Origin of the sequence: Klebsiella sp. R445 (genome assembly GCF_051131755.1) — a bacterium.
GTDB classification, from domain to species: Bacteria; Pseudomonadota; Gammaproteobacteria; order Enterobacterales; family Enterobacteriaceae; genus Klebsiella; species Klebsiella lignicola.
Map to the genome: position 1 here is coordinate 1,494,938 of NZ_CP180446.1, position 26,620 is coordinate 1,521,557.

At 57.9% G+C, this 26,620-nt stretch carries 21 protein-coding genes and 1 pseudogene; 12 read left to right on the forward strand and 10 right to left on the reverse strand.

Going from position 1 to position 26,620, the window contains the following annotated elements; genetic code table 11:
* Position 1: 1 nt before the first annotated feature.
* Positions 2 to 160: a hypothetical protein gene (locus tag ACMYSN_RS06940; RefSeq protein ID WP_154143414.1), complete on the reverse strand. Its 159-nt coding sequence runs from the start codon at positions 158 to 160 to the stop codon at positions 2 to 4.
* Between the two features lie 397 nt (positions 161 to 557).
* A complete protein-coding gene (locus tag ACMYSN_RS06945; RefSeq protein WP_462497498.1) occupies positions 558 to 857 on the reverse strand; it encodes a hypothetical protein in 300 nt (99 codons plus the stop codon).
* Positions 858 to 1,344: 487 nt separating this feature from the next.
* Between ACMYSN_RS06945 and ACMYSN_RS06950 the strand changes: the two genes are divergently transcribed.
* Positions 1,345 to 1,971 (forward strand): glutathione S-transferase family protein, encoded by a 627-nt coding sequence (locus ACMYSN_RS06950; protein WP_462497499.1) that lies wholly within the window; start codon positions 1,345 to 1,347, stop codon positions 1,969 to 1,971.
* Here ACMYSN_RS06950 and ACMYSN_RS06955 read toward each other — a convergent pair.
* Positions 1,968 to 3,065: a PQQ-dependent sugar dehydrogenase gene (locus ACMYSN_RS06955; protein ID WP_462498216.1), complete on the reverse strand. Its 1,098-nt coding sequence runs from the start codon at positions 3,063 to 3,065 to the stop codon at positions 1,968 to 1,970. The two genes, ACMYSN_RS06950 and ACMYSN_RS06955, sit on opposite strands and share 4 nt — an antisense overlap.
* Positions 3,066 to 3,191: 126 nt before the next feature.
* A complete protein-coding gene (locus ACMYSN_RS06960; protein ID WP_462498217.1) occupies positions 3,192 to 3,575 on the reverse strand; it encodes a biofilm formation regulator BssR in 384 nt (127 codons plus the stop codon).
* A gap of 403 nt (positions 3,576 to 3,978) precedes the next feature.
* On the opposite strand from ACMYSN_RS06960, the gene ACMYSN_RS06965 reads away from it, so the two are divergent.
* From ACMYSN_RS06965 to rimO, 3 genes and pseudogenes are all read left to right on the forward strand, one after another.
* On the forward strand, positions 3,979 to 5,217 hold the full coding sequence (locus ACMYSN_RS06965) for an oligosaccharide MFS transporter (RefSeq protein WP_123756102.1): 1,239 nt from the start codon (positions 3,979 to 3,981) through the stop codon (positions 5,215 to 5,217).
* Positions 5,218 to 5,413: 196 nt separating this feature from the next.
* Positions 5,414 to 5,489 (forward strand): annotated as a pseudogene (locus ACMYSN_RS06970) (SPASM domain-containing protein); the annotation flags it as partial.
* Between the two features lie 201 nt (positions 5,490 to 5,690).
* On the forward strand, positions 5,691 to 6,998 hold the full coding sequence (gene rimO, locus ACMYSN_RS06975; protein WP_462497500.1) for a ribosomal protein S12 methylthiotransferase: 1,308 nt from the start codon (positions 5,691 to 5,693) through the stop codon (positions 6,996 to 6,998).
* Between the two features lie 101 nt (positions 6,999 to 7,099).
* Here the strand turns inward: rimO and gsiD are convergent, their stop codons facing one another.
* The 5 genes from gsiD to iaaA form a co-directional block, all read right to left on the reverse strand.
* On the reverse strand, positions 7,100 to 8,011 hold the full coding sequence (gene gsiD, locus ACMYSN_RS06980) for a glutathione ABC transporter permease (protein WP_462497501.1): 912 nt from the start codon (positions 8,009 to 8,011) through the stop codon (positions 7,100 to 7,102).
* A gap of 1 nt (position 8,012) precedes the next feature.
* A complete protein-coding gene (gsiC, locus tag ACMYSN_RS06985; protein WP_123756097.1) occupies positions 8,013 to 8,933 on the reverse strand; it encodes a glutathione ABC transporter permease GsiC in 921 nt (306 codons plus the stop codon).
* 66 nt (positions 8,934 to 8,999) lie between these two features.
* The gene (gene gsiB, locus ACMYSN_RS06990) at positions 9,000 to 10,541 is read right to left on the reverse strand and encodes a glutathione ABC transporter substrate-binding protein (RefSeq protein ID WP_462497502.1); all 1,542 of its coding nucleotides are present in this window, start codon (positions 10,539 to 10,541) and stop codon (positions 9,000 to 9,002) included.
* A gap of 36 nt (positions 10,542 to 10,577) precedes the next feature.
* Positions 10,578 to 12,395 (reverse strand): glutathione ABC transporter ATP-binding protein GsiA, encoded by a 1,818-nt coding sequence (gene gsiA / locus ACMYSN_RS06995; protein WP_462498218.1) that lies wholly within the window; start codon positions 12,393 to 12,395, stop codon positions 10,578 to 10,580.
* 51 nt (positions 12,396 to 12,446) lie between these two features.
* Entirely contained in the window at positions 12,447 to 13,388 is a 942-nt protein-coding gene (gene iaaA, locus ACMYSN_RS07000; RefSeq protein WP_462497503.1) for a beta-aspartyl-peptidase, read from the reverse strand.
* A 238-nt stretch (positions 13,389 to 13,626) separates the two neighbouring features.
* On the opposite strand from iaaA, the gene moeA reads away from it, so the two are divergent.
* The 6 genes from moeA (at position 13,627) to ACMYSN_RS07030 (ending at position 21,456) form a co-directional block, all read left to right on the forward strand.
* Positions 13,627 to 14,862 (forward strand): molybdopterin molybdotransferase MoeA, encoded by a 1,236-nt coding sequence (gene moeA / locus ACMYSN_RS07005; RefSeq protein ID WP_462497504.1) that lies wholly within the window; start codon positions 13,627 to 13,629, stop codon positions 14,860 to 14,862.
* Positions 14,862 to 15,617 (forward strand): molybdopterin-synthase adenylyltransferase MoeB, encoded by a 756-nt coding sequence (moeB, locus tag ACMYSN_RS07010; protein WP_462497505.1) that lies wholly within the window; start codon positions 14,862 to 14,864, stop codon positions 15,615 to 15,617. The genes moeA and moeB overlap by 1 nt, the downstream gene beginning before the upstream one ends.
* A 155-nt stretch (positions 15,618 to 15,772) precedes the next feature.
* Positions 15,773 to 16,672: a glycyl-radical enzyme activating protein gene (locus ACMYSN_RS07015; protein WP_462497506.1), complete on the forward strand. Its 900-nt coding sequence runs from the start codon at positions 15,773 to 15,775 to the stop codon at positions 16,670 to 16,672.
* Positions 16,673 to 16,676: 4 nt separating this feature from the next.
* Entirely contained in the window at positions 16,677 to 19,109 is a 2,433-nt protein-coding gene (locus tag ACMYSN_RS07020) for a formate C-acetyltransferase/glycerol dehydratase family glycyl radical enzyme (RefSeq protein WP_462497507.1), read from the forward strand.
* Between the two features lie 126 nt (positions 19,110 to 19,235).
* A complete protein-coding gene (locus tag ACMYSN_RS07025) occupies positions 19,236 to 20,051 on the forward strand; it encodes a Cof-type HAD-IIB family hydrolase (protein WP_462497508.1) in 816 nt (271 codons plus the stop codon).
* 139 nt (positions 20,052 to 20,190) lie between these two features.
* Entirely contained in the window at positions 20,191 to 21,456 is a 1,266-nt protein-coding gene (locus ACMYSN_RS07030) for a DUF1479 domain-containing protein (protein ID WP_462497509.1), read from the forward strand.
* On the opposite strand, the gene ACMYSN_RS07035 is transcribed toward ACMYSN_RS07030, so the two are convergent.
* Positions 21,453 to 22,526 (reverse strand): LacI family DNA-binding transcriptional regulator, encoded by a 1,074-nt coding sequence (locus ACMYSN_RS07035; RefSeq protein ID WP_123756241.1) that lies wholly within the window; start codon positions 22,524 to 22,526, stop codon positions 21,453 to 21,455. The genes ACMYSN_RS07030 and ACMYSN_RS07035 overlap by 4 nt on opposite strands.
* 301 nt (positions 22,527 to 22,827) lie before the next feature.
* On the opposite strand from ACMYSN_RS07035, the gene ACMYSN_RS07040 reads away from it, so the two are divergent.
* Together ACMYSN_RS07040 and ACMYSN_RS07045 are read left to right on the forward strand one after the other, a co-directional pair.
* Complete coding sequence (locus ACMYSN_RS07040; protein ID WP_462497510.1) at positions 22,828 to 24,129, forward strand: MFS transporter; 1,302 nt, start codon at positions 22,828 to 22,830, stop codon at positions 24,127 to 24,129.
* A gap of 14 nt (positions 24,130 to 24,143) precedes the next feature.
* Positions 24,144 to 26,510, forward strand: coding sequence for a glycoside hydrolase family 31 protein (locus ACMYSN_RS07045; RefSeq protein ID WP_462497511.1), 2,367 nt, complete (start codon positions 24,144 to 24,146; stop codon positions 26,508 to 26,510).
* Positions 26,511 to 26,620 lie beyond the last annotated feature (110 nt).

The window sequence follows — 26,620 nt, forward strand, 5'->3', positions numbered from 1 at the left end:
TTTACTCTGGAGTCACCATCTCGGACGAATGGGTCGCTGCGGGTTTCACAATCTGATCAAATACCGTCGTTAACTTGTCAAACACCGCTCTCATTTCTGTTGGATAGGTTAAAGATAACCACGTTGCTAATACTGCCCCGGCCAAAAAACCCAACTTCATACTCTGCCCCTGATTGTTTTGACTTTGCCTCCCGTCAGTGACGAAGAGCCAGTTTTAATGCGTGGTGCTTGTGCCCCCTGCGAGCCAACTTACGCAACATGCCGTCGAACATGGGCGTCCACCACAGCGAAAACTAACATAAGATGCCAGACAGACTCAGGCGCTATTATGTTTAAAATTGGAGCGATATCAGGGTGAAATAAATTATCCCCGCAGGCTGGTCAGACGCCTGGGGAAATAAAATTGCGCAGGTTCGTAAGTGTGATATCAAAACAGAGAAATGCTGTAATTCGCGATCGACCGCCAGATTTGAGGGCAATGACAACATGACGGGCAGGCATGGCCGCGGGTGATTGACGGGCCAGAATTATCCCCGACATCGCTGCCGGGGAAGATCTTAATTTCCGGTCACTGCCGCAGCGGCAACAGGATGGTCAGAAGACGCAACCACGGTGGTGCGGGCAATCGGATGGTTACCGTTATCGCCGGTAGCTGCAGCAACAGCAACCGGGTGGTCAGCAGAGGCCACAGCTGCACCACGTGCAACCGGATGGTTACCATTGCCGCTGGTTGCGGTCGCCACGGCGACAGGGTGATCGGAGGTCGCGACCGCGGTGGTACGAGCAATCGGATGCGAACCAGCAAAGGTAGGGGCCGCGACAATCGCGAAAACTACAGCCAGAATTGTTTTATTCATAAAATCATCTCTTTCATTAATGCCGACCTGATATTTTCAGGCCCCGGCGTTATTTGGATAAGGCGTCGTTTAAATTAACAACCTGAGCGTCATAACCAACAACCTTAATATCCCTGTCAAGCATCAACAACCAAAAAATATTATCCAGGTAATCATAAGCTCAGCAAATATTGTTAAACAAAAAAGTTAAGTGTGAATAGTCGATTTTGATTTTATTTTAAATATTCAAAATTGCGCCGGTTCTTATTGCTTTTGCATTTATTGGCGGAGTGACGAGATACCCGGATAAATAAAAAGGAGATGAGCCAGTCCCACAGTCATGCCCATACTCGCCACCTCAAGCGAAGTCGTATCTCCCCATACGCCCAGGTTTCGCGCGGGTTGCGTCGTGACAGGCAAATAAAAGCACTTGCCGGAATATGCGCTTTATTCCAACATGGCGGTTCACCATGCTGCAATGTTGGCTCAATAACAGACAGGAACCGATATGATTACGCTGTGGGGCAGAAATAATTCGACGAATGTGAAAAAAGTGCGCTGGGTGCTGGCAGAGCTGGAACTTCCTTATCAGCAGATCCCCGCCGGGCTGGAATTTGGTCTCAACCACGACCCTGAGTTTCTGGCGATGAACCCGAATGGCCTGGTGCCACTTCTGAAAGATGACGCTAATGGCCTGGTGCTGTGGGAATCGAATGCCATTATTCGCTATCTGGCGGCGGAATATGGTCAGGAACGTCTGTGGGTCGCCTCTCCCCTGCAGCGTACCCGGAGCGACAAATGGATGGACTGGGCGAACGGTTCGCTTTCTCCGGCCCACCGTCCGGTGCTGATGGGGCTGGTGCGAACGCCGGTGGAGAAACGTGACCCGGCGGCTATCGCCGCCGCCATTGCCGCCTGTGAAGCGCTGTTCGCTATCCTCGATGATGAACTGGCGACCACCGCCTGGCTTTCCGGCGAGCAGTTTGGTCTCGGCGACATTGCCGTGGCCCCCTTTGTCTACAACCTGCTGTCGATCGTCGACAGCTGGCAGCCGCGCCCGCATCTGCAGCGCTGGTACCAGCAGCTGCACGAGCGTCAGGCATGGCGCGATGTGGTAGTGATCCCGGTAACCTAATCCCAGGCGGCCGGACTCACCTTCAGCAGTTCGCCGTTGGACTCGTCGGTTAAGAGATACAGATAGCCGTCGGGTCCGACGCGCACATCGCGAATACGTTTACCGCGATCGCCGAGTAGGCGCGCCTCTTCATGCACCTTTTCGCCGTTCACCCGCAGCACAATCAACGACTGATCCTTCAATGCCCCGATAAACAGCTTATTGCGCCACTGGGGGAAGGTCTGCGCATCGTAAAATGCCATCCCGCTCACCGCCGGAGACTGTTTCCAGACAAACAGCGGCGCTTCGGTGCCGGCAACCGCGGTCCCCTGCGCTTCAGGAATCGCCAGGCCGCTGTAGTTAACCCCGTGCGTCGCCAGCGGCCAGCCGTAATTTTTACCTTTCTGCGGAATGTTGACCTCATCGCCGCCGCGCGGCCCGTGTTCATTCAGCCACAGGGTATGGCTCCACGGGTTCATCGCCATCCCCTGCGGGTTGCGAATACCATAAGACCAGATCTCGGCTCTGGCACCGGCTCTGCCAACAAACGGATTATCATCCGGCACGCGACCGTCTTCGGTCAGACGCACCACTTTTCCCTGTAGCTTGTCCAGATCCTGCGCCGTGGCTCGCTGGTTATTTTCCCCCAGTCCGATAAACAGATGGCCCTTGCCGTCAAACACCAGCCGTCCGCCAAAATGGTTGCCGGTGGAGAGCTTCGGCTGCTGGCGGAATACCACGCGAAAATGTTCCAGCCGCCGCTCATCGTCGCTCAGGCGGCCATACCCGACAGCGGTGCCGGCTTTGCCCTCTTCTCCAGCTTCGGCATAACTGAGCCACACCCGCCGGGATTGGGCAAAATCGGGGGCCAGCGCGACATCCAGCAGTCCGCCCTGGCCGTTGGCCCACACCTGTGGTACTCCGGATATCGCCGCTGAAAGCCCCTCGCCCTGGCGCCAGTGCTTCAGCTCGCCGCCGCGCAGGGTAATGAGCATTCCCCGGTCATCGGGTAGAAATGCCAGCGCCCACGGGTGATCCAGTTGGTTTTGCAATACCTCGACGCGGACCTTTTCGGCGAGGGTCACGGCGGGAAAGCACAGCGTGGCTATCGTCATCAGAATAACGGTCTGGCGCATGGCATACTCCTTTTGTCAGCAATTCGATAAGGGTAGCCAGCGAGGCGCATCAGGAAGGGATTTTTACATAACATTAAACAGGGGGAGCTCAACTCCCCCTGACGATCAGGCGTGGCTTGCTGCCGCCAACTTATTCAGTTTATGAATATTCAGCGACAACGCTGCCAGGTAGCGTTCCAGCATCTCGACGTTCACCGCGATATACGACGGGCAGTCATGGCGCCCGCTCATCAAGCAGATCGCCGCAGAGGCGACGGCTTCACCCGCAGAACGGAAGGCATCCTTCTCTTCCGCCGCGAGGGCATCCCGCAATAGCGCTCCGTATTCACGCATTTCACGGCAGAGTTCAAACAAGTTATCCCGCAGATGCTCATTTTCGCTGACTGACATATAGCCCTTCGCTTTGCGTAGCTGCAAATAAGCATCAAGATCTATACTGGCATTAATCAGCTTATTCAGAAGGTTACGGTAGCGTCTGTCAACGTTCATCATGGTTCCTCCTCTCTTGTTGTCCGTGTTCACGATCATAATATGGTTATTTTTTGTGCAGAAAGATGCGCAAGGTCAATCATTCCGGTTAATTAACATCATTTACAATGTTAAAAAGATGGTTATCCTCTCTCGCACGCCGCTGCGCCGTTAAGATACGACAACAAAACAAAAAATGTCATACGTAACGCATTCAATTGAGAGGGATGACGGATACGTAAAAATCATTAAATTGCTATTTATTGCAGGCTACATCACAAATTAACACCATATAAATTGATCAAATCATTTCCCGGGTGTCATATCAGCATCGCAAATGTACTACGTATAACACTCAATAAAAAACACACCCTACAGCTTAGGGCTGTAACATAACCGCGATCCGCCTGAAGGAACTGAAATCATGACGCCCGGCAAAAGAAACTACGTCTTGTTGAGTCTTTTCGATTTCCTCTATTTATTCGCCTGGTCATCGACCATGGCGTTCTTTGTTATCTGGACCACCCAGCATCTTGGGATCAGCGCCACCAAAACCGGCCTGCTGTATTCCGTTAACGCCTTTATCGCCCTGCTGATGCAGCCGTTTTTCGGCTTTATTGCCGATAAATTTGGCCTGAAAAAGCGGCTTATCTGGATCCTGCTGGCCATGCTGTTACCGGTCGGGCCGTTCTTTATCTATCTGTATGCCCCGCTGCTGGTCCATAGCTTCTGGCTGGGTGCCTTACTGGGCGGTATCTACCTGGGGATGATTTTTAACTCCGGCTGTGGGGTGATCGATTCGTATATCGACAAAATCTCTCGCCGCTATCACTTTGAATATGGCCGGGTGCGGATGTGGGGGTCGCTGGGCTGGGCCGCCGCCGCCTGGATAGTCGGCAAGTATATAGACAGCAACCCGAACCTCGCCTTCTGGCTGGCCAGTATTGCCATCGTTATCGCCGCCATCTGTTTTATGCTGACCAAAATCGAGCTCACCGAGGAGGAGATCCAAAAAACCAGCGCGCTGAAGGTCTCCCATGCGCTGGAGCTGGCGAAAAATGGTCAGTTCTGGATGCTGCTGATCTTCACCCTGTTCGTCACCCAGATTTACGACACCTACGATCAGCAGTTTGCCCAGTACTTTTCGCTCCAGTTCCCCACCCCGGAAGAAGGCAACCGCTGGTACGGTATTCTGGCGTCGATTCAGGTCTGTGGCGAAACGCTCTTTTTGTGCCTGATGCCGTGGTTTGTTAACCGTACCGGGGCTAAGTGGGCGCTGATTATTGCCGGGCTGATTATGTCTGTGCGCATCGTAGGTTCCGCCATCCCGCTTGGTCCGGTATGGATCGGCGCGGTGAAAATGATGCACGCGCTGGAAAAACCGCTGATCCTGGTCTCGGTATTCAAATTTATCGCCGCCAACTTCGACCATAAACTCTCCTCGACGGTCTATTTGCTGGTGCTTTTCGTGGCCTCTATTGCCACCGCGATTTACTCACCGCTGGCGGGTTACCTGTACGACACCATCGGTTTCGCCCATACCTATTACATTCTCGGCAGCATCGCCGGTCTGTTTACCCTGATCTCGATTTTCACCTTGCGGGACAAGCGCGAGCCCACCGCCCCCGGCGCTGCACCGGCAGGCAATGTCACCTCTTCCTGACTATCAGGCCCCGGGAAACCCTCCCGGGGCCGTTGTTGATAATGTAAAAATATTATTCAATGCGGCTGAAATCGCTCGGCATTTATTAATGACGAAATATTTGATGACCAAAAAGTACGACCCAAAGCGGTGAATCAGCAAAGAAACCTAACATCATTTTGATCGTCTCAGACGATACCAGGTGCCTTTCAACGCGCTGGCCATTGAGAAAAACGGCGACGTCTATTCCTGCGATCGCTACGTTTACCCAGAGTACAGGCTGGGGAACATCCGCGCTCACAACTGGGGAGCGTGCCCGAAAAATCGCATCGCGCTGCGCTTTTTGCCGCGTGCTGACTATTATTGCAGCGACTTTCTTGTTATCTGCTGTGAGGTTACATCTTTATTCGTCTTTTGCCGCTCATGAGGGGCTAGAAACGACAATCAAGGCATAGGTATAATCGCGCCATTCCGAGCAATGAATAGTATAAAAAATGGCCAAAATTGGATTTATCTCATTAGGGTGCCCGAAAAACCTCGTGGACTCCGAGCGCATTCTGACCGAACTGCGTACCGAAGGTTATGAAGTGGTTCCCAGCTACGACAATGCCGATATGGTTATCGTCAACACCTGCGGCTTTATCGACAGCGCGGTCCAGGAATCTCTGGAAACCATCGGTGAAGCGTTAAAAGAAAACGGCAAAGTCATCGTTACCGGTTGCCTGGGCGCTAAAGAAGATCAGATTCGTGAAGTGCATCCGAAAGTGCTGGAGATCACCGGCCCGCACAGCTACGAGCAGGTTCTGGAGCATGTTCACCACTACACGCCGAAGCCAAAACACAACCCGTTCCTGAGCCTGGTGCCGGAACAGGGCGTGAAGCTGACGCCGCGTCATTACGCCTATCTGAAAATTTCCGAAGGCTGTAACCACCGCTGCACATTCTGCATTATCCCGTCGATGCGTGGCGACCTGGTCAGCCGTCCGATTGGCGAAGTGCTTGCCGAAGCCAAACGCCTGGCCGATGCCGGCGTTAAAGAGTTGCTGGTCATCTCCCAGGATACGTCTGCTTACGGCGTCGATGTTAAACACCGCACCGGCTTCCACGACGGCATGCCGGTCAAAACCAGCATGGTCAGCCTGTGTGAAGAGCTGGCGAAGCTGGGGATCTGGGTGCGCCTGCACTACGTCTATCCGTACCCGCACGTTGATGACGTGATCCCGTTGATGGCCGCCGGAAAAATTCTGCCGTACCTGGATATCCCGCTGCAGCACGCCAGCCCGCGTATTCTGAAACTGATGAAACGCCCGGGTTCTGCGGACCGTCAGCTGGCGCGTATCAAGCAGTGGCGCGAGATCTGCCCGGACCTGACCCTGCGTTCGACCTTTATTGTCGGCTTCCCGGGTGAAACCGAAGAAGATTTCCAGATGCTGCTCGACCTCCTGAAAGATGCCCGCCTCGATCGCGTCGGCTGCTTCAAATACAGCCCGGTTGAAGGCGCCACCGCCAACGAACTGGCGGATCAGGTCCCGGAAGAGGTAAAAGAAGAGCGCTGGAACCGCTTTATGCAGCTTCAGCAGCAGATTTCCGCCGAACGCCTGCAGGAAAAAGTAGGCCGTGAAGTGATGGTGCTGATCGACGAAGTTGACGAAGAAGGCGCGATTGGCCGCAGCATGGCCGATGCCCCGGAAATCGACGGTGCGGTCTACCTGAACGGCGAAACCAAGGTCAAACCAGGCGACGTGGTACGTGTGAAAGTTGAACACGCCGACGAATACGACCTGTGGGGCAGCCGGGTTTAATTCCTCTCTCTGAGCTTATCCCGGATTGCGGCGCCAACGCGCCTGATCCGGGTGTCAGTCTGTAGCCCCGGTAAGCGACAACGCCGCCGGGGAATTCCACCTTATCCCTTTATCTTCGGATCCAGCGCATCGCGCAGGCCGTCTCCCAGCAGATTAAATGCCAGTACCGTCAGGAAAATCGCAATCGCCGGAAACAGCGCCACGTGCGGTGCCATCACCATGTCCGCGCGCGCTTCGTTCAGCATCGCCCCCCACTCCGGCGTCGGCGGCTGCGCCCCCAGCCCGAGGAAAGAAAGACTGGCGGCGGAGATAATCGATACCCCGATACGCATGGTGAAATAGACCACGATCGACGATACCGTGCCGGGCAAAATATGGCTGAACAGGATCGTCATATCGCTGGCGCCAATGCTGCGCGCCGACTCGATAAAGGTCTGCTGCTTGAGCACCAGGGTATTCCCGCGCACCAGTCGGGCAAAGGCCGGGATCGAGAAGATCGCCACCGCAATGATCACGTTTGACATGCCGCTGCCCATCACCGCCACCACCGCAATCGCCAGCAGGATCCCGGGGAACGCGAACAGTACATCGCAGATGCGCATGATAATGCGATCCCACCAGCCTTCGTAATACCCGGCCAGTAAACCGAGCACGGTGCCAATCACCGCGCCAATCAGCACCGCCAGCACCCCGGCCGCCAGCGAAATCCGCGCACCGACCAGCACCCGGCTAAAGATATCCCGCCCTAACGAATCCACACCAAACCAGTGGATCATCGACGGGCCGTCATTGAGCCGGTCATAATCGAAATAGTTTTCCGCATCGAACGGCGCGATCCACGGCGCCGCCAGCGCAAGCATAATCAGCAGCAGGACAAATACCCCCGCCCCCATCGCCACCGGCTGACGACGAAATCGCCGCCAGAACTCGCGCCACGGCGTGCGGATGTGTCCGGGCCTGATGCCCGGCATCGCGTTGATAACCGCCTGCCTTCTCCAGTTGAGCAATCGCACCTTACTTGTACCTGATAGCCGGGTTAATGGCGGCATACAGCACATCCACCACTAAATTGATAAGAATAAACTCCAGCGAAAAGAGGAGAACTTCCGCCTGAATCACCGGATAATCGCGCATCTCCACCGAATCCACCAGCAACCGCCCGAGACCTGGCCAGTTAAAGACCTTCTCGACCACAATCGAACCGCCGAGCAGAAAGCCAAACTGCAACCCCATCATGGTGACGACCGGGATCATGGCGTTGCGCAGACCATGTTTGAGCACCACCAGCGTCTCGCTCACCCCTTTGGCGCGGGCGGTGCGCATATAGTCTTCATGCAGAACATCGACAAACGAGGCCCGGGTAAATCGCGCCATCACCGCCGCCACCGCCGCCCCCAGCGTCAGCGACGGCAGAATATAGTGTCGCCAGCTATCGGCGCCCACCGTCGGCAGCCAGCCCAGCTCCACCGAGAACACCTGCATCAGCAGCATCCCCAACGCAAAGGCCGGAAATGAGATCCCAGTGACCGCCAGCGCCATCCCCAGCCGGTCGGGCCAGCGATTACGCCACACGGCGGCCACAATTCCCGCCGCCATGCCAAAGATCACCGCCCAGCTCATGCTGGCGAGCGTCAGCCACAGCGTCGGCATAAAGCGGCTGGCGATTTCGCTGCTGACCGGGCGACGCGACGCCATCGAGGTGCCAAAATCGCCCTGCAGCACGCTGGTGATGTAGTGCCAGAACTGCACATGCAGCGGCTGGTCAAGCCCCAGTTGCTGACGCACCATCGCCACTACCTGCGCGTCGGCCTCCGGACCGGCAATCAGCCGCGCCGGATCGCCGGGCAGCATATGCACGAACAAAAACACCAGCACCGCCACAATCAGCAGGGTTGGGATCAGGCCCAGCAGGCGCTTAAGCACATAGTTAAGCATCATCCCCCCTTTGCCTGCAGGTCTGCATCCCTCTCCCGACGTGGGAGAGGGTCAGGGTACATACTATCACTGTGCTAAATCCGCCTGTTCAAAGCTAAATCCGGTATCCGGCTGAATATAGAAGCCACTGAGGTTCTTGCTATGGGCCGAGACCAGTTTTTCGACCACCAGCGGTACCCACGGTGACTCTTTCCAGATAGTCTCCTGCGCCGCTTTGTAGAGCCGCGTTTTTTCCTGCACGTCGGTGGTTTTCAGGGCATCGCTGAGATCTTTATCCACCTGCGGATTGCCATAGAAGGCGGTGTTGAACAGGGTTGGCGGCCAGTTTTGCGAAGCAAACAGCGGTGACAGCGCCCAGTCGGCTTCGCCGGTTGAGGCGGACCAGCCGGTGTAGAACATCCGCACCCCGCTCTCTTTCTGCCCTTTACCTTCCACTTCCGCCGCGCGCTGACCGGCATCCATTGCCGTTAGCTGCGCCTTAATCCCCACCTGCGCCAGCTGCTGTTGGGTAAACTGCAGCACTTTCTGCGCGGTGCTGTGGTTATGCGACGACCACAGGGTGGTGCTGAAACCGTTAGGGTAACCGGCCTCTTTCAGCAGCTCACGGGCTTTCGCCGGATCGTACGGCCACGGTTTAAAGCTCTCGGCATAGGCAATCGACGGCGGCACAACGCCGGTCGCCGGGGTGGCGTAACCTGCAAAGGCGACTTTCACCAGCGCCTGGCGATTGATGGCGTAGTTGATCGCTTCCCGCACTTTCGGGTTATCGAACGGCTTTTGCGTGACGTTCATGCTGATGTAACGCTGCATGATTGACGGGCTGGCCACCAGCTCCAGCTTGCTGTTTTTCTCCAGCAGCGGGGCCTGCTCGTAGGGGATCGGGAAGGCAAACTGCGCCTCGCCGGTTTGCAGCATCGCCGCACGGGTGTTGTTATCCACCACCGGACGCCAGGTGATCGAGTCCAGCTTCGGCAGGCCCGGCTGCCAGTAACCGGCAAACTTCGTCACTTTGACAAAATCGGTCTGATTCCAGGTGTCGAGCTTATACGGCCCGGTCCCTACCGGATGGAAGCCAATCTCCTTGCCGTATTTTTTCAGCGCCGCCGGGGAGATCATCGCCGTTGCCGGGTGGGCCAGGATGTTGATAAACGCCGAGAAAGGCTGCTTAAGGGTGATCTTCACCGTCGTCGGGTCAACGACGTCGGTGCTGGCGATATTTTTATACAGGTTGTAGCGCTTGAGGTGGTTGTCCGGGTTGCTGGCGCGGTCGAGGTTGGCCTTCACCGCATCAGCATTAAAATCGCTGCCGTCCTGGAACTTGACGCCCGAATGCAGCTTGATGGTGTAGACCAGGCCGTCCGGCGAAATAGTGTAGCTTTCCGCCAGCACATTCTGCAGCTTCATCTCCTTATCAAGACCAAACAGGCCTTGATAAAAAGACTTTGCGACCGCCTGTGACAGGGTGTCATTGGCGTCATAAGGATCAAGGGTCGTAAAGTTAGAACCGACCGCCACGACGACATCTTTGGCGGCAAAGGCCGGGCTTGCAGCCAGCGCCGACACGATGCCCAGCGCCAACAACCCTTTGCGTAATACGCGTTGTGTCATGTTGTTCTCCTGAATACTGTTTTGTTGGTGTCGTTGTTATCTTCCCAGCACGTCGGCGACGGGTTCCCTGGCGACATAATGCCCCGGTCCCACCTGTTGTAACGGCGTGCTGATGACCTCTTCCCCGCGCTTGTAAATATTGCCCGGCAGTTCGTCAGACAGCAGCACGCGCTGCGGATGACGATGTGCCGGATCGGCCACCGGTACGGCGGCCATCAGTTTGCGGGTATAAGGATGCTGCGGGTTTTCAAACACGGCACGACGCGGGCCAATCTCAACGATACGCCCACGATACATCACCGCTACGCGGTGGCTGATGCGTTCAACCACCGCCATATCGTGCGAAATAAACAGGAAGGCGATGCCCATTTCGCGCTGTAAATCGAGCATCAGATTAATAATCTGCGCGCGGATCGAGACATCAAGCGCCGAGACTGCTTCATCGGCAATCACCACTTTCGGGTTGAGCGCCAGCGCGCGGGCGATGCAAACCCGCTGACGCTGGCCGCCGGAAAACTCATGCGGATAACGCCAGGCGTGTTCCGGCTGCAGGCCGACGCGCTCCAGCAGCCAGCTGACGCGCTGACGTGCGGCCTCGCCCTCAAGCATCCCGTGGATGCGCAGCGGCTCCATAATCGAATAGCCGATGGTTTGTCGCGGGTCGAGCGAGGCGAATGGATCCTGGAAAATAAACTGGATATCGCGGCGCAGCGCCTGCAGCTTGCTGTTGGCCAGGGTATCGATGCGCTCACCGTTAAAGACGATCGAACCGCCCTGCGTCGCCACCAGCCGCAATAACGCGCGCCCGGTGGTTGACTTGCCGCAGCCGGACTCGCCGACCAACGACAGGGTTTCCCCCGGCCACAAATCGAAGCTGACCTTTTCCACCGCGTGAACTTCCCGGGTGATGCGGTTCAGAATGCCGCTGCGCAGTGGGAAGCGCGCCACCAGGTCGCGCACTTTGAGAATCGGCTCGCCGGTCCCCACCGTGTTCTGTTGTTCCTCTTCCGACGGCTCTTGCGCTAGCAGCGGGAAACGGCGCGGCAGCACGCTGCCGCGCATCGCCCCCAACCGCGGTACCGCCGCCAGCAGCGCCTGGGTATACGGATGCTGCGGTGCGCGGAAAATCTCCTCCACGCTGCCGCTCTCCACCGCTTCACCACGGTACATCACCAGCACGCGGTCGGCGATATCGGCCACCACGCCCATATCGTGGGTGATAAAAATCACCCCCATCGCCATCTCTTTTTGCAGCACGGCGATGAGTTGCAGAATCTGTGCCTGGATGGTGACATCCAGCGCGGTGGTCGGTTCATCGGCGATCAGCACCGCCGGGCGGCACGACAGCGCCATCGCGATCATCACCCGCTGGCGCATCCCGCCGGAAAGCTGATGCGGATAGCGCGAGAGCATTGTTTCTGCTTCGGGAATGCGTACCTGATCGAGCATTTTCTTCGCCTCCCGCAGCGCCGCCTCGCGCCCTAACCCCTGGTGCAGTCGCAGGGACTCGGCGATCTGCTCCCCGACGGTAAACACCGGGTTCAGCGAGGTCATTGGCTCCTGGAAAATCATCGCCATGTCGGCCCCGCGCACGCTGCGCATCCCGGAGTCAGACAGCGCGTCGAGGGCGATGACCTGGCCGTTGCGACGACGCAGCCTCAGCGCCTCGCTGCTGACCTGGCTCGCCGCCTGGTCGAGCAGACGCATCAGCGCCAGCGCGGTCACCGATTTGCCCGAACCAGACTCCCCGACGATGGCTAAGGTCTCGCCGCGCCGCAGGGTGAACGAAAGGTGTTGCACCGCAGCAAAGGTCGCCTGCTCCTGGCGAAACGCCACGTTCAGATCGCGTACCATCAGAATGTCACTGGCGTCGATATCTTGACTATGCGGCAACGCGCTTCCTCCTTATTCCCGATAGATCCCAATTGTCGGCGTATCGCCGGCATAGCACCAGGCCCGATACATGCCTTCGCTGTTAAACGGCAACACCACGTTGCCTTCTCTGTCGATGGCAATCAGCCCGCCGCTGCCGCCAAGCGCCGGCAGTTTTTCCATCACCACCCGCTCGCAGGCGTCGAACAGGCTAAGGTTGCCATACTCCATCAGCGCGGCGATATCGTAGGCCGCCATCGCGCGGATAAACACCTCGCCGGTGCCGGTACAGGAGACCGCCACGCTGGCGTTATTGGCATAGCACCCGGCCCCCGGCAGCGGGCTGTCACCAACGCGGCCGGGCAATTTATTGGTCATGCCGCCGGTCGAGGTCGCGGCAGCCAGATTACCGTTCAGATCCAACGCTACGGCACCGACGGTGCCCATTTTTTGCCGCTCATCCAGCGGCGCGGCGTGGTGATCGAGCACGATGACATCGTCACTCTGGGCCTGCTGGAGCTGCAGCCGCCGTTCGGTGGTCGAAAACAGATCGTTGTCGATCTGCGCCATTCCGTGGGAGGCGGCAAACGCCTCGGCCCCTTCGCCAATCAGCAGCACGTGCGGGCTACGTTCAAGCACCAGACGCGCCGCCAGCACCGGGTTACGCAGATGTTTAACCCCGGCAACCGCTCCAACCTGCAGCTGGTTGCCGTCCATCACGCAGGCGTCCAGCTCGTGGGTGGCGTCGCGGGTAAAGACCGAGCCGATCCCGGCATTAAACAGCGGGCACTCTTCCAGCAGCCGTACCGCTTCGGTCACCGTATCCAGCGCGCTGGCCCCTGCCGCCAGCATTTTTTGCCCGCTGTCGACAATCTCTGAGAGCGCCGCCACATACTGCCGCTCGCGCTCCGGTGTCATGGTAGCGCGCGTCAATGCGCCCGCTCCGCCATGAATTGCTATCACCGCCTTGCCCATTCAGCGATCCCTTAACGATGTGTGTCTTAACCTGACATCCTGTAAACCCCCACCGAGTGGCAAAGAGTGTCCATGGATAATTTTATGTATAAATATCATTATCGTGCTGACAGTCCTATACAATTTTGGAATATAGAAAGCGCATCCTGCGGTGTTAGCACAAACGGTGAAGCCGTATGGACGGCAACGCTTTTCTGGCATAATGCCCCTTTCGCAGTTTTACCCGCAGGAGAGCCCCATGGATTTTAACGCCGGACTGATGCCCCTCGACACAGCCCTGACAGAAATGCTCAATCGAATTACGCCGCTGAGTGCGGTGGAAACCGTACCGCTGTTGCAGGCCTTTTCCCGCGTGACTGCCCATGATCTTAGCTCGCCGCTGGACGTTCCTGGCTTTGATAACTCGGCGATGGATGGCTATGCCGTGCGACTGGCCGACCTCGCCGACGGCGCCGCGCTGCCGGTGGCGGGTAAAGCCTTCGCCGGGCAACCGTTCCACGCACCGTGGCCTGCCGGAAGCTGCATTCGCATTATGACCGGCGCGCCGATCCCGCCGGGCTGCGATGCGGTGGTAATGCAGGAAGAGACCGAACAGACCGACGACGGCGTGCGTTTCCTTGCAGCGGTAAAAGCCGGACAGAACATTCGCCTGCGCGGGGAAGACATCGCCGCCGGCGCCGTGGTGTTCCCGGCGGGGACCCGTTTAACCGTTGCCGAACTGCCGGTCCTGGCATCGCTGGGGATTGCGCAAGTCGAGGTGGTACGCAAAGTACGCGTCGCGGTGTTCTCAACCGGGGATGAACTCCAGTTGCCGGGCCAGCCGCTTGGCGACGGGCAAATCTACGATACCAACCGCCTGGCCGTGCACCTGATGCTGCAACAGCTGGGGTGTGACGTCATTAACCTTGGCATTATTCCTGACGATCCGGACAAGCTGCGTGCCGCCTTTATCGAGGCGGACCAGCAGGCCGACGTGGTGATTAGCTCCGGCGGCGTCTCCGTCGGGGAAGCGGATTACACCAAAACCATCCTTGAAGAGCTGGGTGAAATTGGCTTCTGGAAGCTGGCTATCAAACCGGGCAAACCTTTTGCCTTCGGTAAACTGAACAACAGCTGGTTCTGTGGTCTGCCAGGAAATCCAGTTTCCGCGACCCTGACCTTCTACCAGCTGGTACAGCCGCTGTTGGCGAAGCTGAGCGGCAATCACGGCCAGGTTCAGCCTACCCGCCTGCGCGTTCGCGCCGCCGCCCGCTTGAAAAAATCACCGGGGCGCCTCGACTTCCAGCGCGGCGTGCTCCAGCGCACTCCGGAAGGTGAACTGGTGGTCAGCTCTACCGGTCACCAGGGTTCGCATATTTTCAGCTCTTTCAGCCTCGGCAACTGTTTTATTGTGCTCGAACGTGAACGCGGCCATGTTGAAGCCGGTGAATGGGTGGAAGTCGAGCCCTTCAACCATCTGTTCGGGGGACTGTAATGGGCGTCGAGCTGAGCGATGAGGAGATGCTGCGCTACAACCGACAAATCATCCTGCGCGGGTTTGATTTTGACGGTCAGGAGCAGCTGAAGGCCTCGCGGGTGCTGGTGGTTGGCCTCGGCGGGCTCGGCTGCGCCGCCGCGCAGTACCTGGCCGCAGCGGGCGTCGGCCAGCTGACGTTGCTGGATTTCGATACCGTCGCGCTCTCCAATTTACAGCGCCAGACGCTGCACAGCGATGCCACCATCGGCCAGCCGAAAGTCGATTCCGCGCGCGACGCGCTGGCGCGTATCAACCCGCATGTTCAGCTTACCCCATTAAATGCCCTGCTGGACGAAGAGAGCTTGCGGGCGCAGATCGCCGCCCACGACCTGGTGCTCGACTGCACCGATAATGTCGCTATTCGTAACCAGCTGAACGCTGGCTGTTTCCTGCACAAAACGCCGCTGGTGTCCGGTGCCGCAATCCGCATGGAAGGCCAGATCAGCGTCTTTACCTGGCAGGAGGGCGAGCCGTGCTATCGCTGCCTGAGCCGCCTGTTTGGTGAAAACGCCCTCACCTGCGTTGAGGCAGGGGTGATGGCGCCGCTGGTCGGGGTTATCGGCACGCTACAGGCGATGGAAGCAATCAAAGTGCTCACCCACTATGGCACCCCGGCGGCGGGAAAGATCGTGATGTACGATGCGATGACCTGCCAGTTTCGCGAAATGAAGCTGCTACGTGACCCGCAGTGCGAAGTATGCGCTCGCCACTAATCTGCTAACCGGCGGCGCCCGCCGCCGGATAATCTGTGACCGGATCCGCCTTTCCCTCGTCTTTCTGATGAGATCCCTTCTGCTTGTTGATTTACATCAATACAACTTTCATTCGAAAGTAATTTAATCTTCATATGCAAATAAGAGGGTAAATCATGATCTTCAACATTCAGCGCTATTCTACTCATGACGGTCCAGGGATTCGCACCGTCGTCTTCCTGAAAGGCTGTTCGTTGGGTTGTCGCTGGTGTCAGAATCCGGAAAGCCGTGCCCGCAGCGCCGACCTGCTGTACGACGCGCGTTTGTGCCTCGACGGCTGCGACCTGTGCCAGCAGGCAGCGCCGGAAGTGATTACCCGCACTCTCGACGGTCTGATTATCCATCGCGAAAAGCTCACCGATGACCATTATTCCCGGCTGCGCGAATGCTGCCCGACCACCGCCCTCAGCGTCTGCGGCGAAGAGAAGAGCGTGGCGGAGATTATGGCAACCGTGCTGCGCGATAAACCCTTCTACGATCGCAGCGGCGGCGGGATCACTCTCTCCGGCGGCGAACCGTTTATGAATCCTGAGCTGGCACAGCAGCTGTTGCAGGCCAGCCATGAAGCCGGGATCCATACCGCGGTTGAAACCTGCCTGCACGTGCCGTGGAAATACATTGCCCCTTCGCTGCCGTGGACCGATCTGTTTCTCGCTGACCTGAAACATGTCAATGAAGCCATCTTCAACCAGTGGACCGACGGCAGCGCGCGGCGGGTGCTGGATAACCTGCAACGGGTGGCGCAGGCCGGCAAGAAAATTATCATTCGCGTCCCGCTGATTCAGGGGTTCAACGCCGATGAAGCCGCCATTACCGCCATCACCGATTTTGCCGCCGACCGCCTGCAGGTCGCGGAGATTCATTTCCTGCCGTACCACACGCTGGGGATGAACAAATATCAGTTACTCAACCAGCCCTATACCGCTCCGGATAAACCGCTTGCTGACCCCGAGCTGCTCGCCTTCGCGCAGCACTATGCTCAGAGCAAAGGTTTAACGGCTACTTTACGAGGATAACCCCATGACCACCCTGAAACTTGATACGCTGAGCACACGCATACAGGCGCACAAAATGGCACTGGTACATATCGTTAAGCCACCGGTGTGCACCGAGCGGGCGCAGCATTACACTACCGCTTATCAGCAGCATCTGGATAAGCCGATCCCGGTGCGTCGCGCGCTGGCGCTGGCCCATCACCTGGCCGAGCGCACTATCTGGATCAAGCACGACGAGCTGATCGTCGGCAACCAGGCCAGCGAAGTCCGCGCCGCGCCAATCTTCCCGGAGTATACCGTCAGTTGGATCGAAAAAGAGATCGATGACCTCGCCGATCGTCCCGGTGCCGGTTTTGCGGTCAGTGAAGAGAACAAGCGGGTACTGCATGAAATCTGCCCGTGGTGGCGGGGACAAACCGTCCAGGATCGCTGCTACGGAATGTTTACCGATGAGCAAAAAGCGCTGCTGGCGACCGGTATTATTAAAGCCGAAGGCAATATGACCTCCGGCGATGCGCACCTGGCGGTCAACTATGCGCTGCTGCTGGAAAAGGGCCTCGACGGGATGCGCGCCAAGGTGGCCGAGCGCCGTTCACGCATCAACCTCACCGTGCTGGAAGATTTGCACGGCGAACAGTTCCTGAAAGCCATTGATATCGTGCTGGAGGCGGTAAGCCAGCACAGCAAGCGCTTTGCCGAACTGGCGCGGACGATGGCGGCGACCGAGACGCGCACAACCCGCCGGGACGAGCTGCTGGCGATGGCAGAGAACTGCGACCTTATCGCCCACGAACCGCCGAAAACGTTCTGGCAGGCGCTGCAGCTGTGCTACTTCATCCAGCTGATCCTGCAGATTGAATCCAACGGCCACTCGGTCTCCTTTGGCCGTATGGACCAGTATCTCTATCCGTTCTACCGTCGCGACGTCGAGCTGCAGCAATCGCTGGAGCGCGAGCAGGCCATTGAACTGCTGCACAGCTGCTGGCTGAAGCTGCTGGAAGTGAACAAAATCCGCTCCGGCTCGCACTCAAAAGCCTCGGCGGGCAGCCCGCTGTATCAGAACGTCACCATCGGTGGACAAAACCTGATTAACGGCGCCCCGCAGGACGCGGTGAACCCGCTCTCCTACGCTATTCTGGAATCCTGCGGTCGCCTGCGTTCCACTCAGCCGAACCTCAGCGTGCGCTATCACGCCGGGATGAGTAACGACTTCCTCGACGCCTGCGTCCAGGTGATTCGTTGTGGCTTCGGGATGCCGGCGTTTAATAACGACGAAATCGTGATCCCGGAATTCATCAAGCTCGGCATCGAGCCGCAGGATGCCTACGACTACGCGGCCATCGGCTGCATCGAAACCGCGGTCGGCGGCAAGTGGGGCTATCGCTGTACCGGCATGAGCTTTATCAACTTCGCCCGGGTGATGCTGGCGGCGATGGAAGGCGGTCGCGACGCTACCAGCGGCGAGGTATTCCTGCCGCAGGTGAAAGCCCTGTCCGCAGGCAACTTCACTGACTTCGACGAAGTGATGGCGGCATGGGATACGCAAATTCGCTACTACACCCGCAAATCGATCGAAATTGAGTACGTCGTGGATACCATGCTGGAAGAGAACGTCCATGACATTCTCTGCTCGGCGCTGGTGGATGACTGCATCGAGCGGGCGAAAAGCATTAAGCAGGGCGGCGCGAAATACGACTGGGTCTCCGGCCTGCAGGTCGGGATCGCCAACCTCGGCAACAGTCTGGTGGCGGTCAAGAAACTGGTGTTCGAGCAGGGAGCCATCGGCCAACAGCAACTGGCGAAAGCGCTGGCGGAAGATTTCGACGGCCTGACCCACGAGCAGTTGCGTCAGCGTTTAATTAATGGCGCACCAAAATACGGTAACGATGATGACAGCGTGGACACCCTGCTGGCGCGCGCCTACCAGACCTACATCGATGAGCTGAAGCAGTACCACAACCCGCGTTATGGCCGGGGGCCGATTGGCGGCACCTACTATGCCGGGACCTCGTCTATCTCTGCTAACGTGCCGTTTGGTGCCCAGACCATGGCGACGCCGGACGGGCGTAAGGCGCATTCACCGCTGGCGGAAGGGGCCAGCCCGGCGTCCGGGACCGACCATCTGGGGCCAACGGCGGTAATAAGCTCGGTCGGCAAGCTGCCTACTGGTTCGATTCTCGGCGGCGTGCTGCTTAACCAGAAGCTGAACCCCGCGACGCTGGAGAACGAGTCCGATAAGCAGAAGCTGATGGTGCTGCTGCGCACCTTTTTCGAGGTGCATAAAGGCTGGCATATCCAGTACAACATCGTGTCGCGTGAAACGCTGCTGGAAGCGAAGAAACACCCCGACCAGTATCGCGATTTAGTGGTCCGCGTCGCCGGGTATTCCGCCTTCTTCACCGCCCTGTCGCCGGATGCCCAGGATGATATCATCGCCCGCACCGAGCATACGCTGTAAGTCACCCCCCCGGAGGCGGCACGCTGCTTCCGGGGGGGTTAATGACTTTCATTCGAAATAAATTTGTGCTTCAGGTCACATTGTAATTAGAATGTTGCTGGTCGAAGTTAGCCAGGAGCATTTGTTATGACCGTTAAAGTTATCGTCACTGATATGGACGGAACTTTTCTCAATGACGCCAAGCAGTACGATCGCCCGCGTTTTCTTGCGCAGTTCGCGCAACTTCAGCAGCAAGGTATTGAATTTGTTGTCGCCAGCGGCAACCAGTACTACCAGCTGATCTCATTTTTCCCGGAAATCCGCGAGCAGATCTCGTTTGTCGCCGAGAACGGCGCGCTGGTGTACGAACACGGCAAACAGCTGTTCCACGGCGAACTGACCCGTCACGAATCCCAGGTGGTGATTGGCGAACTGCTGAAAGACCGTCAGCTGAACTTTGTTGCCTGCGGCCTGGAGAGCGCCTACGTCAGCGATAAAGCCCCCGGGTCGTTTGTCGCATTGATGTCAAAGCACTACCACCGCCTGCAGCGCATCAGCGATTACCAGGCCATTGACGGCACGCTGTTCAAGTTCTCCCTTAACCTGCCGGATAGCGAAATCCCGCAGCTTATCGATAAACTGCACGTCTCGCTGGACGGCATCATGAAGCCCGTCACCAGCGGTTTCGGCTTTGTCGATTTAATTATCCCCGGCCTGCACAAAGCGAACGGCATCAGCCGTCTGCTTAAACGCTGGCAGATCTCGCCGCAGGAGTGCGTCGCCATTGGCGATAGCGGCAACGATGCGGAAATGCTGAAGCTGGTGAAATACGCTTTCGCTATGGGCAATGCCGCTGACAGCATCAAAGCCATCTCGTCATACGCCACCGATGACAACAATCATCACGGGGCTCTGAAGGTCATTCAGGCCGTTCTCGACCGGACCTCTCCCTTCAGCGACTGACCGCTAACCGGGGCGCCCTGCCCCGGCTTTTCCATTTTGTGCGCCCACGCTACTTTTTAAACTTGCATTAACTTTATTTTAACTTAAATTATCGTTTGTAAGATTAAATACTTTCGAATGAAAGATTAGTGAGGTCACCATGGCTGCTATCTATACCCACGAAACATTACCCGCCGACCACAAAACGGCGATTCGACACATGAAACAGCATCTGCGCGCGCAGATCGGCGATGTCCAGGCAGTATTCGACCGGCTGAGTGCGCGGATCGCGGCCCGTCTCGAAGAGATCGACACGCTGAAAGCCCGCGGCGAGGATGTCTGGCCGGTGATCCCGTTCAGCGACATTGCTCAGGGCCAGGTCAGCGACGCCCAACGCGAGGCGGTTAAGCGTCGCGGCTGCGCGGTGATCAAAGGGCACTTCGAACGCGAGCGGGCGCTGGCCTGGGATAATTCAATGCTGGAATATCTCGACCGCAACCATTTCGATGATGTTTATAAAGGCCCTGGTGACACCTTCTTCGGCTCACTCGACGCTTCCCGCCCGGAGATTTATCCGATTTACTGGTCACAGGCGCAGATGCAGGCGCGACAAAGTGATGAGATGGCGGCGGTACAATCCTTCCTGAACCGCCTGTGGACCTTTAACCACGACGGCAAACAGTGGTTCGACCCGGACGTCAGCGTGATCTACCCGGACCGTATCCGCCGTCGTCCGCCGGGCACCACCTCTAAGGGACTCGGTGCGCACACCGATTCCGGGGCGCTGGAACGCTGGTTACTCCCGGCCTACCAGCAGGTCTTTGCCAGCGTCTTTAACGGCAATATTGACGCTTACGACCCGTGGGATGCAGCGCACCGTACCGAAGTGGAAGAGTACACCGTCGATAACACTACCAAATGCTCAGTCTTCCGGACCTTCCAGGGCTGGACCGCCCTCTCAGACATGATCCCCGATCAGGGACTGCTGCACGTGGTGCCGATTCCCGAAGCGATGGCCTATGTCCTGCTGCGGCCGCTGCTGGACGACGTCCCGGACGATGAACTGTGCGGCGTGGCGCCGGGCAAAGTGCTGCCCATTTCAGAGAAATGGCATCCGCTGCTGATCAAAGCGCTCAGCTCCATTCCGGCGCTCAACGCCGGCGATTCGGTCTGGTGGCACTGCGATGTCATCCACTCAGTGGCGCCGGTGGAAAACCAGCAGGGCTGGGGCAATGTGATGTACATTCCCGCCGCGCCGATGTGTGAGAAAAACCTCGCCTACGCGCACAAGGTTAAAGTAGCTCTGGAAAACGGCGCATCACCGGGGGACTTTCCCCGTGAAGATTACGAAGCCGGCTGGCAGGAGCGTTTTACCCTCGCCGACCTGAATATCCACGGGAAACGGGCGCTGGGCATCGACGTCTAGTCGTCATACAGCCCAGCCTGCACCACCGCGGTATGGCGGTTACCGGAGCGTATCCGCCGTACCGAATCGCGCACCACCAGCGTGCCGTGCAACAGCAACGATCCGCGCGGCGCATCCGGGCGGATCAACCGCTGTTGCAGCATGTGCACCGCTTCAATCCCTAGTTCATCCCGCGGAACGTGCACCGCAGTTAGCGGCACATCCTGAATCGCCGCCAGGTTAAACCCGTCGATGCTCATCACCGAAATATCCTGCGGCACCCGTAATCCGCGCTTTTGCAACGCGTTGACCGTGCCGGCGACCATGAAATCGCCGCCCACCAGAAACGCCGTCGGCAGCGGCTTACCCGCCTGGGCATCGAGCCACTCCTCTACCCGCGCCTCGGTATCTTTGGCGCTAAAGCTGGCGACGGTGAGCAGATCCCGCCCGTCGGCAAAGCGCATATTGCGCCCGCGCCAGGCCTCTTTAATACCGGCCAGCCGCAGTTCCATGGTATAGCGACGCAGGCACATCACATTCAGCACCGCCCGGTGGCCCATTTCGAACAAATACTGAGCAGCAAACTGGCCGATCAGCCGGTGATCCGGCGCAATAGACGCCAGACGCATCCCTTCATCACGGCAGTTAATCAGCACGCAGGGTTTCGCCAGATCCGCCGCCAGATCGTGAATATGCGGATCGTCAATACCCAGCAGGATCGCCGCCTCGGTTTCGGGTTCGTTCATGCGGGCCAGGAACAGGTTGGCATCGCTGTCGTTTTCTTCCAGCGCGCAGGTTCGCAGCCGCACTTCATGGGCGCCCAGCGCCTGGTGAATACTCTGAATCACCCGGTAATAGTAGATATCCGAACGTTCATCAAACGCCCGCGGCGGTGCAAAGACCACCAGGCTATTGAGCAGCATACGCCCGGCGGCAATGCCGTCCATTACCCCCATCTCACGCGCGCAGGTCAGCACCGCCTGTCGTGCCTTTTCACTGGTGTTGGCTTTGCCGGCCAGCACCCGGGAGACGGTGCTCGCCGACATGCCGGTGCGGGCGGCTATATCGGCAATTTTTAGCTTTTTATCCATTTTGTGATCCAGCTCCAGCTTCAAAATGAAAGAATTTTCATGGACGGTAAACCCAGTCTATTACGCAAAGGTTTGGCTCTGCTGTGAGCATTTCGCCACCTTATGAAAAAGCTTTCATAAATAACGCTACTGCCCACCTGTATTCTATCTTAACCTGAATTGGCCCGACAACTTCCATACTAGTCATGCGGGCAAGGGTATAAATAAAACAATATTATTCAATAAATTACAAAAATTGGTGTGACAACTCCGGGAGTGAGCTGGTCATGCCCCCTACATAAAAAATCTTGTGGAGAGTTCTATGAGCCAAGGCCTCAACAACGATATGGCCGCCAGCAAATCTCGCCGGGTGGTCAAAAATTTACGCTGGTGGATGCTGGTCCTGTTTTTACTCGGCGTCACCGTCAACTACATCACCCGCAACTCGCTGGGGATCATTGCCCCGGAACTGAAAGATACTCTGGGCATTACCACCGAGCAGTACTCCTGGATCGTCGGCGCGTTTCAGCTGGCCTATACCCTGTTCCAGCCGCTGTGCGGTTGGCTGATCGACGTGATCGGCCTGAAGCTCGGCTTTATGATTTGTGCCTCCCTGTGGGCCATTGCCTGTATCGCCCACGCCGGGGCGGGCAACTGGCTGCACCTGGCGATTTTGCGCTTCTTTATGGGGGGCGCGGAGGCCGCGGCCACGCCGGCCAACGCCAAAACCATCGGCGAATGGTTCCCAAAATCTGAGCGTCCGATTGCGGCCGGCTGGGCTGGCGTCGGGTTCTCCATCGGCGCCATGCTGGCACCGCCGATTATCTACTTCGCACACGCTTCCTTTGGCTGGCAAGGGGCGTTTATGTTCACCGGGGTGCTGGCCCTGCTGTGGGTGGTGCTGTGGTGGGTGTTTTACAACAATCCTGATAAACACCCTAATCTCAGCAAGAGCGAACTCGAGTTTATTCGTCAGGATAATGAGCCACCGGCGGTGAAGCTGCCCTTTTTCACCGCTCTGAAAACCGTCTCGAAAAATAAGCGCTTCTATGGGATTGCGATCCCGGCCTTTATGGCGGAACCGGCCTGGGCCGTATTGAGCTTCTGGGTGCCGCTCTATCTGGCGAAAGAGCACGGGATGGATCTGAAACAGATCGCCATGTTCGCCTGGCTACCGTTCCTCGCCGCCGACCTCGGCAGCGTCGCCAGCGGCTATCTGACAAAACTGTATACCCGCTGGTTCGGCTGCACCCGGGTGAACTCTGTGGTCGCCAGCTCGGTCACCGGCGCTTTCCTGATGATTTCGCTGGCCCTCGTCGCCATTACCCGCGACCCGTATATCACCATCGTGCTGATCTCCATCGGCGGCTTCGGCCACCAGATCATCTCCTGCATGCTCAGCGCGCTGGTGGTGGAATCATTTGATAAAGGCCAGATGGCCACCGTCAACGGCATGCGCGGTTCCGCCGCCTGGATTGCCAGCTTCCTGTTCTCGCTATTAATCGGGGTGACCGCCGACAAAATCGGCTTCAACCCGCTGTTTATCGCCATGGGCTTCTTTGACCTGATTGGCGCCATCTTCCTGGTGACATTTATTGCAGAACGTCGCGCCAAACGCGCCTGAGAGTGGATATAAAGATGAAAACGCTTAAACATTGGACCTTACATCAACAGCTTGCCCATCACGTTGAGCTGACTATCGACAGGCAGCACACGCTGTGCCTGTATGTGTTGGAAGAGAGCCTGTTCCGCGTGCAGCTGAAACGCAAAGGCGGGCTGACGCTGGACCGCACCTGGAGCATTGCGCCGCAGCAGGATGTGCCGTGGGAAGGGCGTCAGCGCGATGACCTGAGCGGTTTTAGCCTTCCCGCCTGGACCCTTGAGCAGCATGATGACAGCCTGACGATCGCCACCGAACGCCTGCGCGTCACCGTCCACCAGCCGCTGTGGCTGGAGTGGAGCTATCGCCACGACGACGGCGAGTGGCAGCCGCTGGTGAGCGACCGCCCGACCAGTGCCTATTTACTCAATACCCACGGCGACGGCGTGGCGCACTACCTGAGCCGCCGCAAAGACGAACGCTTTTACGGGCTGGGCGAAAAAGCCGGCGATCTACAGCGCAACGGCAAACGCTACGAGATGCGCAACCTCGATGCGATGGGCTATAACGCGGTCAGCACTGACCCGCTGTATAAGCACGTTCCCTTTACCCTCACCCAGCGCAGCGACATTAGCTACGGCCTGTTCTACGACAACCTGAGCAGCTGCTGGCTGGATCTTGGCAACGAAATTGATAACTATCACACCGCCTACCGCCGCTGGCAGGCGGAAGCCGGCGACATCGATTATTACCTGTTTACCGGCCACCGCGCCCTCGACGTCACCAAGGCGTTTGTCCGCCTGACCGGTAAAACGCTGTTCGGGCCGAAATGGAGCCTCGGCTACAGCGGTTCCACCATGCATTACACCGATGCGCCGGATGCGCAAAACCAGCTGATGAACTATATCCGCCTGTGTGAGGAGCACGCGATTCCCTGCGACTCGTTCCAGCTCTCTTCCGGCTACACCTCGATCAACGGCAAGCGCTACGTCTTTAACTGGAACTATGACAAGGTGCCGCAGCCCACGGTGATGAGCCAGCGTTTCCATGACGCCGGAATTAAGCTCGCTGCCAACATTAAACCCTGCCTACTTCAGGACCACCCGCGCTATGGCGAAGTGGCGGAAAAAGGATTATTTATCCGCGATTCCGAAATCGATGCGCCAGAACGCTCCAGCTTCTGGGATGACGAAGGTTCGCATCTCGATTTCACCAACCCGCAAGCCGTCGCCTGGTGGCAGGAGGGCGTGACCCGCCAGCTGCTGGAGATGGGTATCGACTCCACCTGGAACGATAACAACGAATTTGAGGTCTGGGACGGCGAAGCGCGCTGTCACGGCTTCGGTCAAACCATCGCCATCAAACATATCCGCCCGGTGATGCCGCTGCTGATGATGCGCGCCTCGATGGAAGCCCAGCAGCGTTTCGCCCCGGAAAAGCGCCCGTACCTGATCTCCCGCTCCGGCTGCGCCGGGATGCAGCGCTACGTGCAGACCTGGAGCGGCGATAACCGGACCAACTGGGATACCCTGCGCTATAACACCCGTATGGGGCTGGGGATGAGCCTCTCCGGCCTGTATAACGTGGGCCATGACGTCGGGGGGTTCTCCGGCGATAAACCGGATGCCGAGCTGTTCGTGCGCTGGGTCCAGAACGGGGTGATGCACCCGCGCTTTACGATCCACTCGTGGAACGATGATCGGACGGTCAATGAAGCGTGGATGTATCCGGCAGTCACGCCAGCGATTCGCAGCGCGATTGAGTTGCGCTACCGCCTGCTGCCCTATCTGTACACCCTGTTGTGGCAGGCCCATGCCGACGATGAACCGATGCTGCGCCCGACCTTCCTCGACCATGAGCACGACCCGCAGACCTTTGAAGAGTGTGACGACTTCCTGCTGGGCCGCGACATTCTGGTCGCCAGCGTGGTGGAACCTGGCCAGCGTCAGCGCCGGGTATGGCTGCCGGACAATGCCACCGGCTGGTACGATTTTTATCGTGGCGAGTGGTTCGCCGGCAGCCAGTGGATCACCCTGGACGCGCCGCTGGAAAAACTGCCGCTGCTGGTACGCGCCGGTGCCGGTCTGCCGCTCAGCGAACGCATCACCCACGTCAACGCCGCGCAGGATGACAGCCGCGAGCTGAAGCTGTTCCCGCTCAAAGGCGTCGGTACCGCCAGCGGACTGCTGTTTGAAGACGACGGCGAAAGCTGGGGCTATCAGGAGGGTAATGCGCTGTGGCTGACATGGGATATGGTCTGCGACAGCCAGACGATAAACCTGAAGGTCACCCCGCGCGGTCATTATCGTCCGGCGTGGCAGGCGTTGAACGTCACCCTGCCGTCGGGTGAAGCGCGTCAGTTGCTGATCAACGGTGAAGCCGTCAGCGAGTGGCGTCCGGCATAACCTCCCGTGCCCTTCCCGTTCGGGAGGGGCACCATGCCTTAGACGGCGGCAATCAGAAAACCAATCACCACGCAGCACAGCACCAGAATCAGCACGGTCAAAATAATAAT

What these genes read in the sequence shown, in the direction of transcription:
- ACMYSN_RS06940 (WP_154143414.1), bottom strand. Translation starts at nt 160, where the DNA reads ATGAAGTTGGGTTTTTTGGCCGGGGCAGTATTAGCAACGTGGTTATCT.
- ACMYSN_RS06945 (WP_462497498.1), bottom strand. Translation starts at nt 857, where the DNA reads ATGAATAAAACAATTCTGGCTGTAGTTTTCGCGATTGTCGCGGCCCCT.
- ACMYSN_RS06950 (WP_462497499.1), top strand. Translation starts at nt 1,345, where the DNA reads ATGATTACGCTGTGGGGCAGAAATAATTCGACGAATGTGAAAAAAGTG.
- ACMYSN_RS06955 (WP_462498216.1), bottom strand. Translation starts at nt 3,065, where the DNA reads ATGACGATAGCCACGCTGTGCTTTCCCGCCGTGACCCTCGCCGAAAAG.
- ACMYSN_RS06960 (WP_462498217.1), bottom strand. Translation starts at nt 3,575, where the DNA reads ATGAACGTTGACAGACGCTACCGTAACCTTCTGAATAAGCTGATTAAT.
- ACMYSN_RS06965 (WP_123756102.1), top strand. Translation starts at nt 3,979, where the DNA reads ATGACGCCCGGCAAAAGAAACTACGTCTTGTTGAGTCTTTTCGATTTC.
- rimO (WP_462497500.1), top strand. Translation starts at nt 5,691, where the DNA reads ATGGCCAAAATTGGATTTATCTCATTAGGGTGCCCGAAAAACCTCGTG.
- gsiC (WP_123756097.1), bottom strand. Translation starts at nt 8,933, where the DNA reads ATGCTTAACTATGTGCTTAAGCGCCTGCTGGGCCTGATCCCAACCCTG.
- gsiB (WP_462497502.1), bottom strand. Translation starts at nt 10,541, where the DNA reads ATGACACAACGCGTATTACGCAAAGGGTTGTTGGCGCTGGGCATCGTG.
- gsiA (WP_462498218.1), bottom strand. Translation starts at nt 12,395, where the DNA reads ATGGTACGCGATCTGAACGTGGCGTTTCGCCAGGAGCAGGCGACCTTT.
- iaaA (WP_462497503.1), bottom strand. Translation starts at nt 13,388, where the DNA reads ATGGGCAAGGCGGTGATAGCAATTCATGGCGGAGCGGGCGCATTGACG.
- moeA (WP_462497504.1), top strand. Translation starts at nt 13,627, where the DNA reads ATGGATTTTAACGCCGGACTGATGCCCCTCGACACAGCCCTGACAGAA.
- moeB (WP_462497505.1), top strand. Translation starts at nt 14,862, where the DNA reads ATGGGCGTCGAGCTGAGCGATGAGGAGATGCTGCGCTACAACCGACAA.
- ACMYSN_RS07015 (WP_462497506.1), top strand. Translation starts at nt 15,773, where the DNA reads ATGATCTTCAACATTCAGCGCTATTCTACTCATGACGGTCCAGGGATT.
- ACMYSN_RS07020 (WP_462497507.1), top strand. Translation starts at nt 16,677, where the DNA reads ATGACCACCCTGAAACTTGATACGCTGAGCACACGCATACAGGCGCAC.
- ACMYSN_RS07025 (WP_462497508.1), top strand. Translation starts at nt 19,236, where the DNA reads ATGACCGTTAAAGTTATCGTCACTGATATGGACGGAACTTTTCTCAAT.
- ACMYSN_RS07030 (WP_462497509.1), top strand. Translation starts at nt 20,191, where the DNA reads ATGGCTGCTATCTATACCCACGAAACATTACCCGCCGACCACAAAACG.
- ACMYSN_RS07035 (WP_123756241.1), bottom strand. Translation starts at nt 22,526, where the DNA reads ATGGATAAAAAGCTAAAAATTGCCGATATAGCCGCCCGCACCGGCATG.
- ACMYSN_RS07040 (WP_462497510.1), top strand. Translation starts at nt 22,828, where the DNA reads ATGAGCCAAGGCCTCAACAACGATATGGCCGCCAGCAAATCTCGCCGG.
- ACMYSN_RS07045 (WP_462497511.1), top strand. Translation starts at nt 24,144, where the DNA reads ATGAAAACGCTTAAACATTGGACCTTACATCAACAGCTTGCCCATCAC.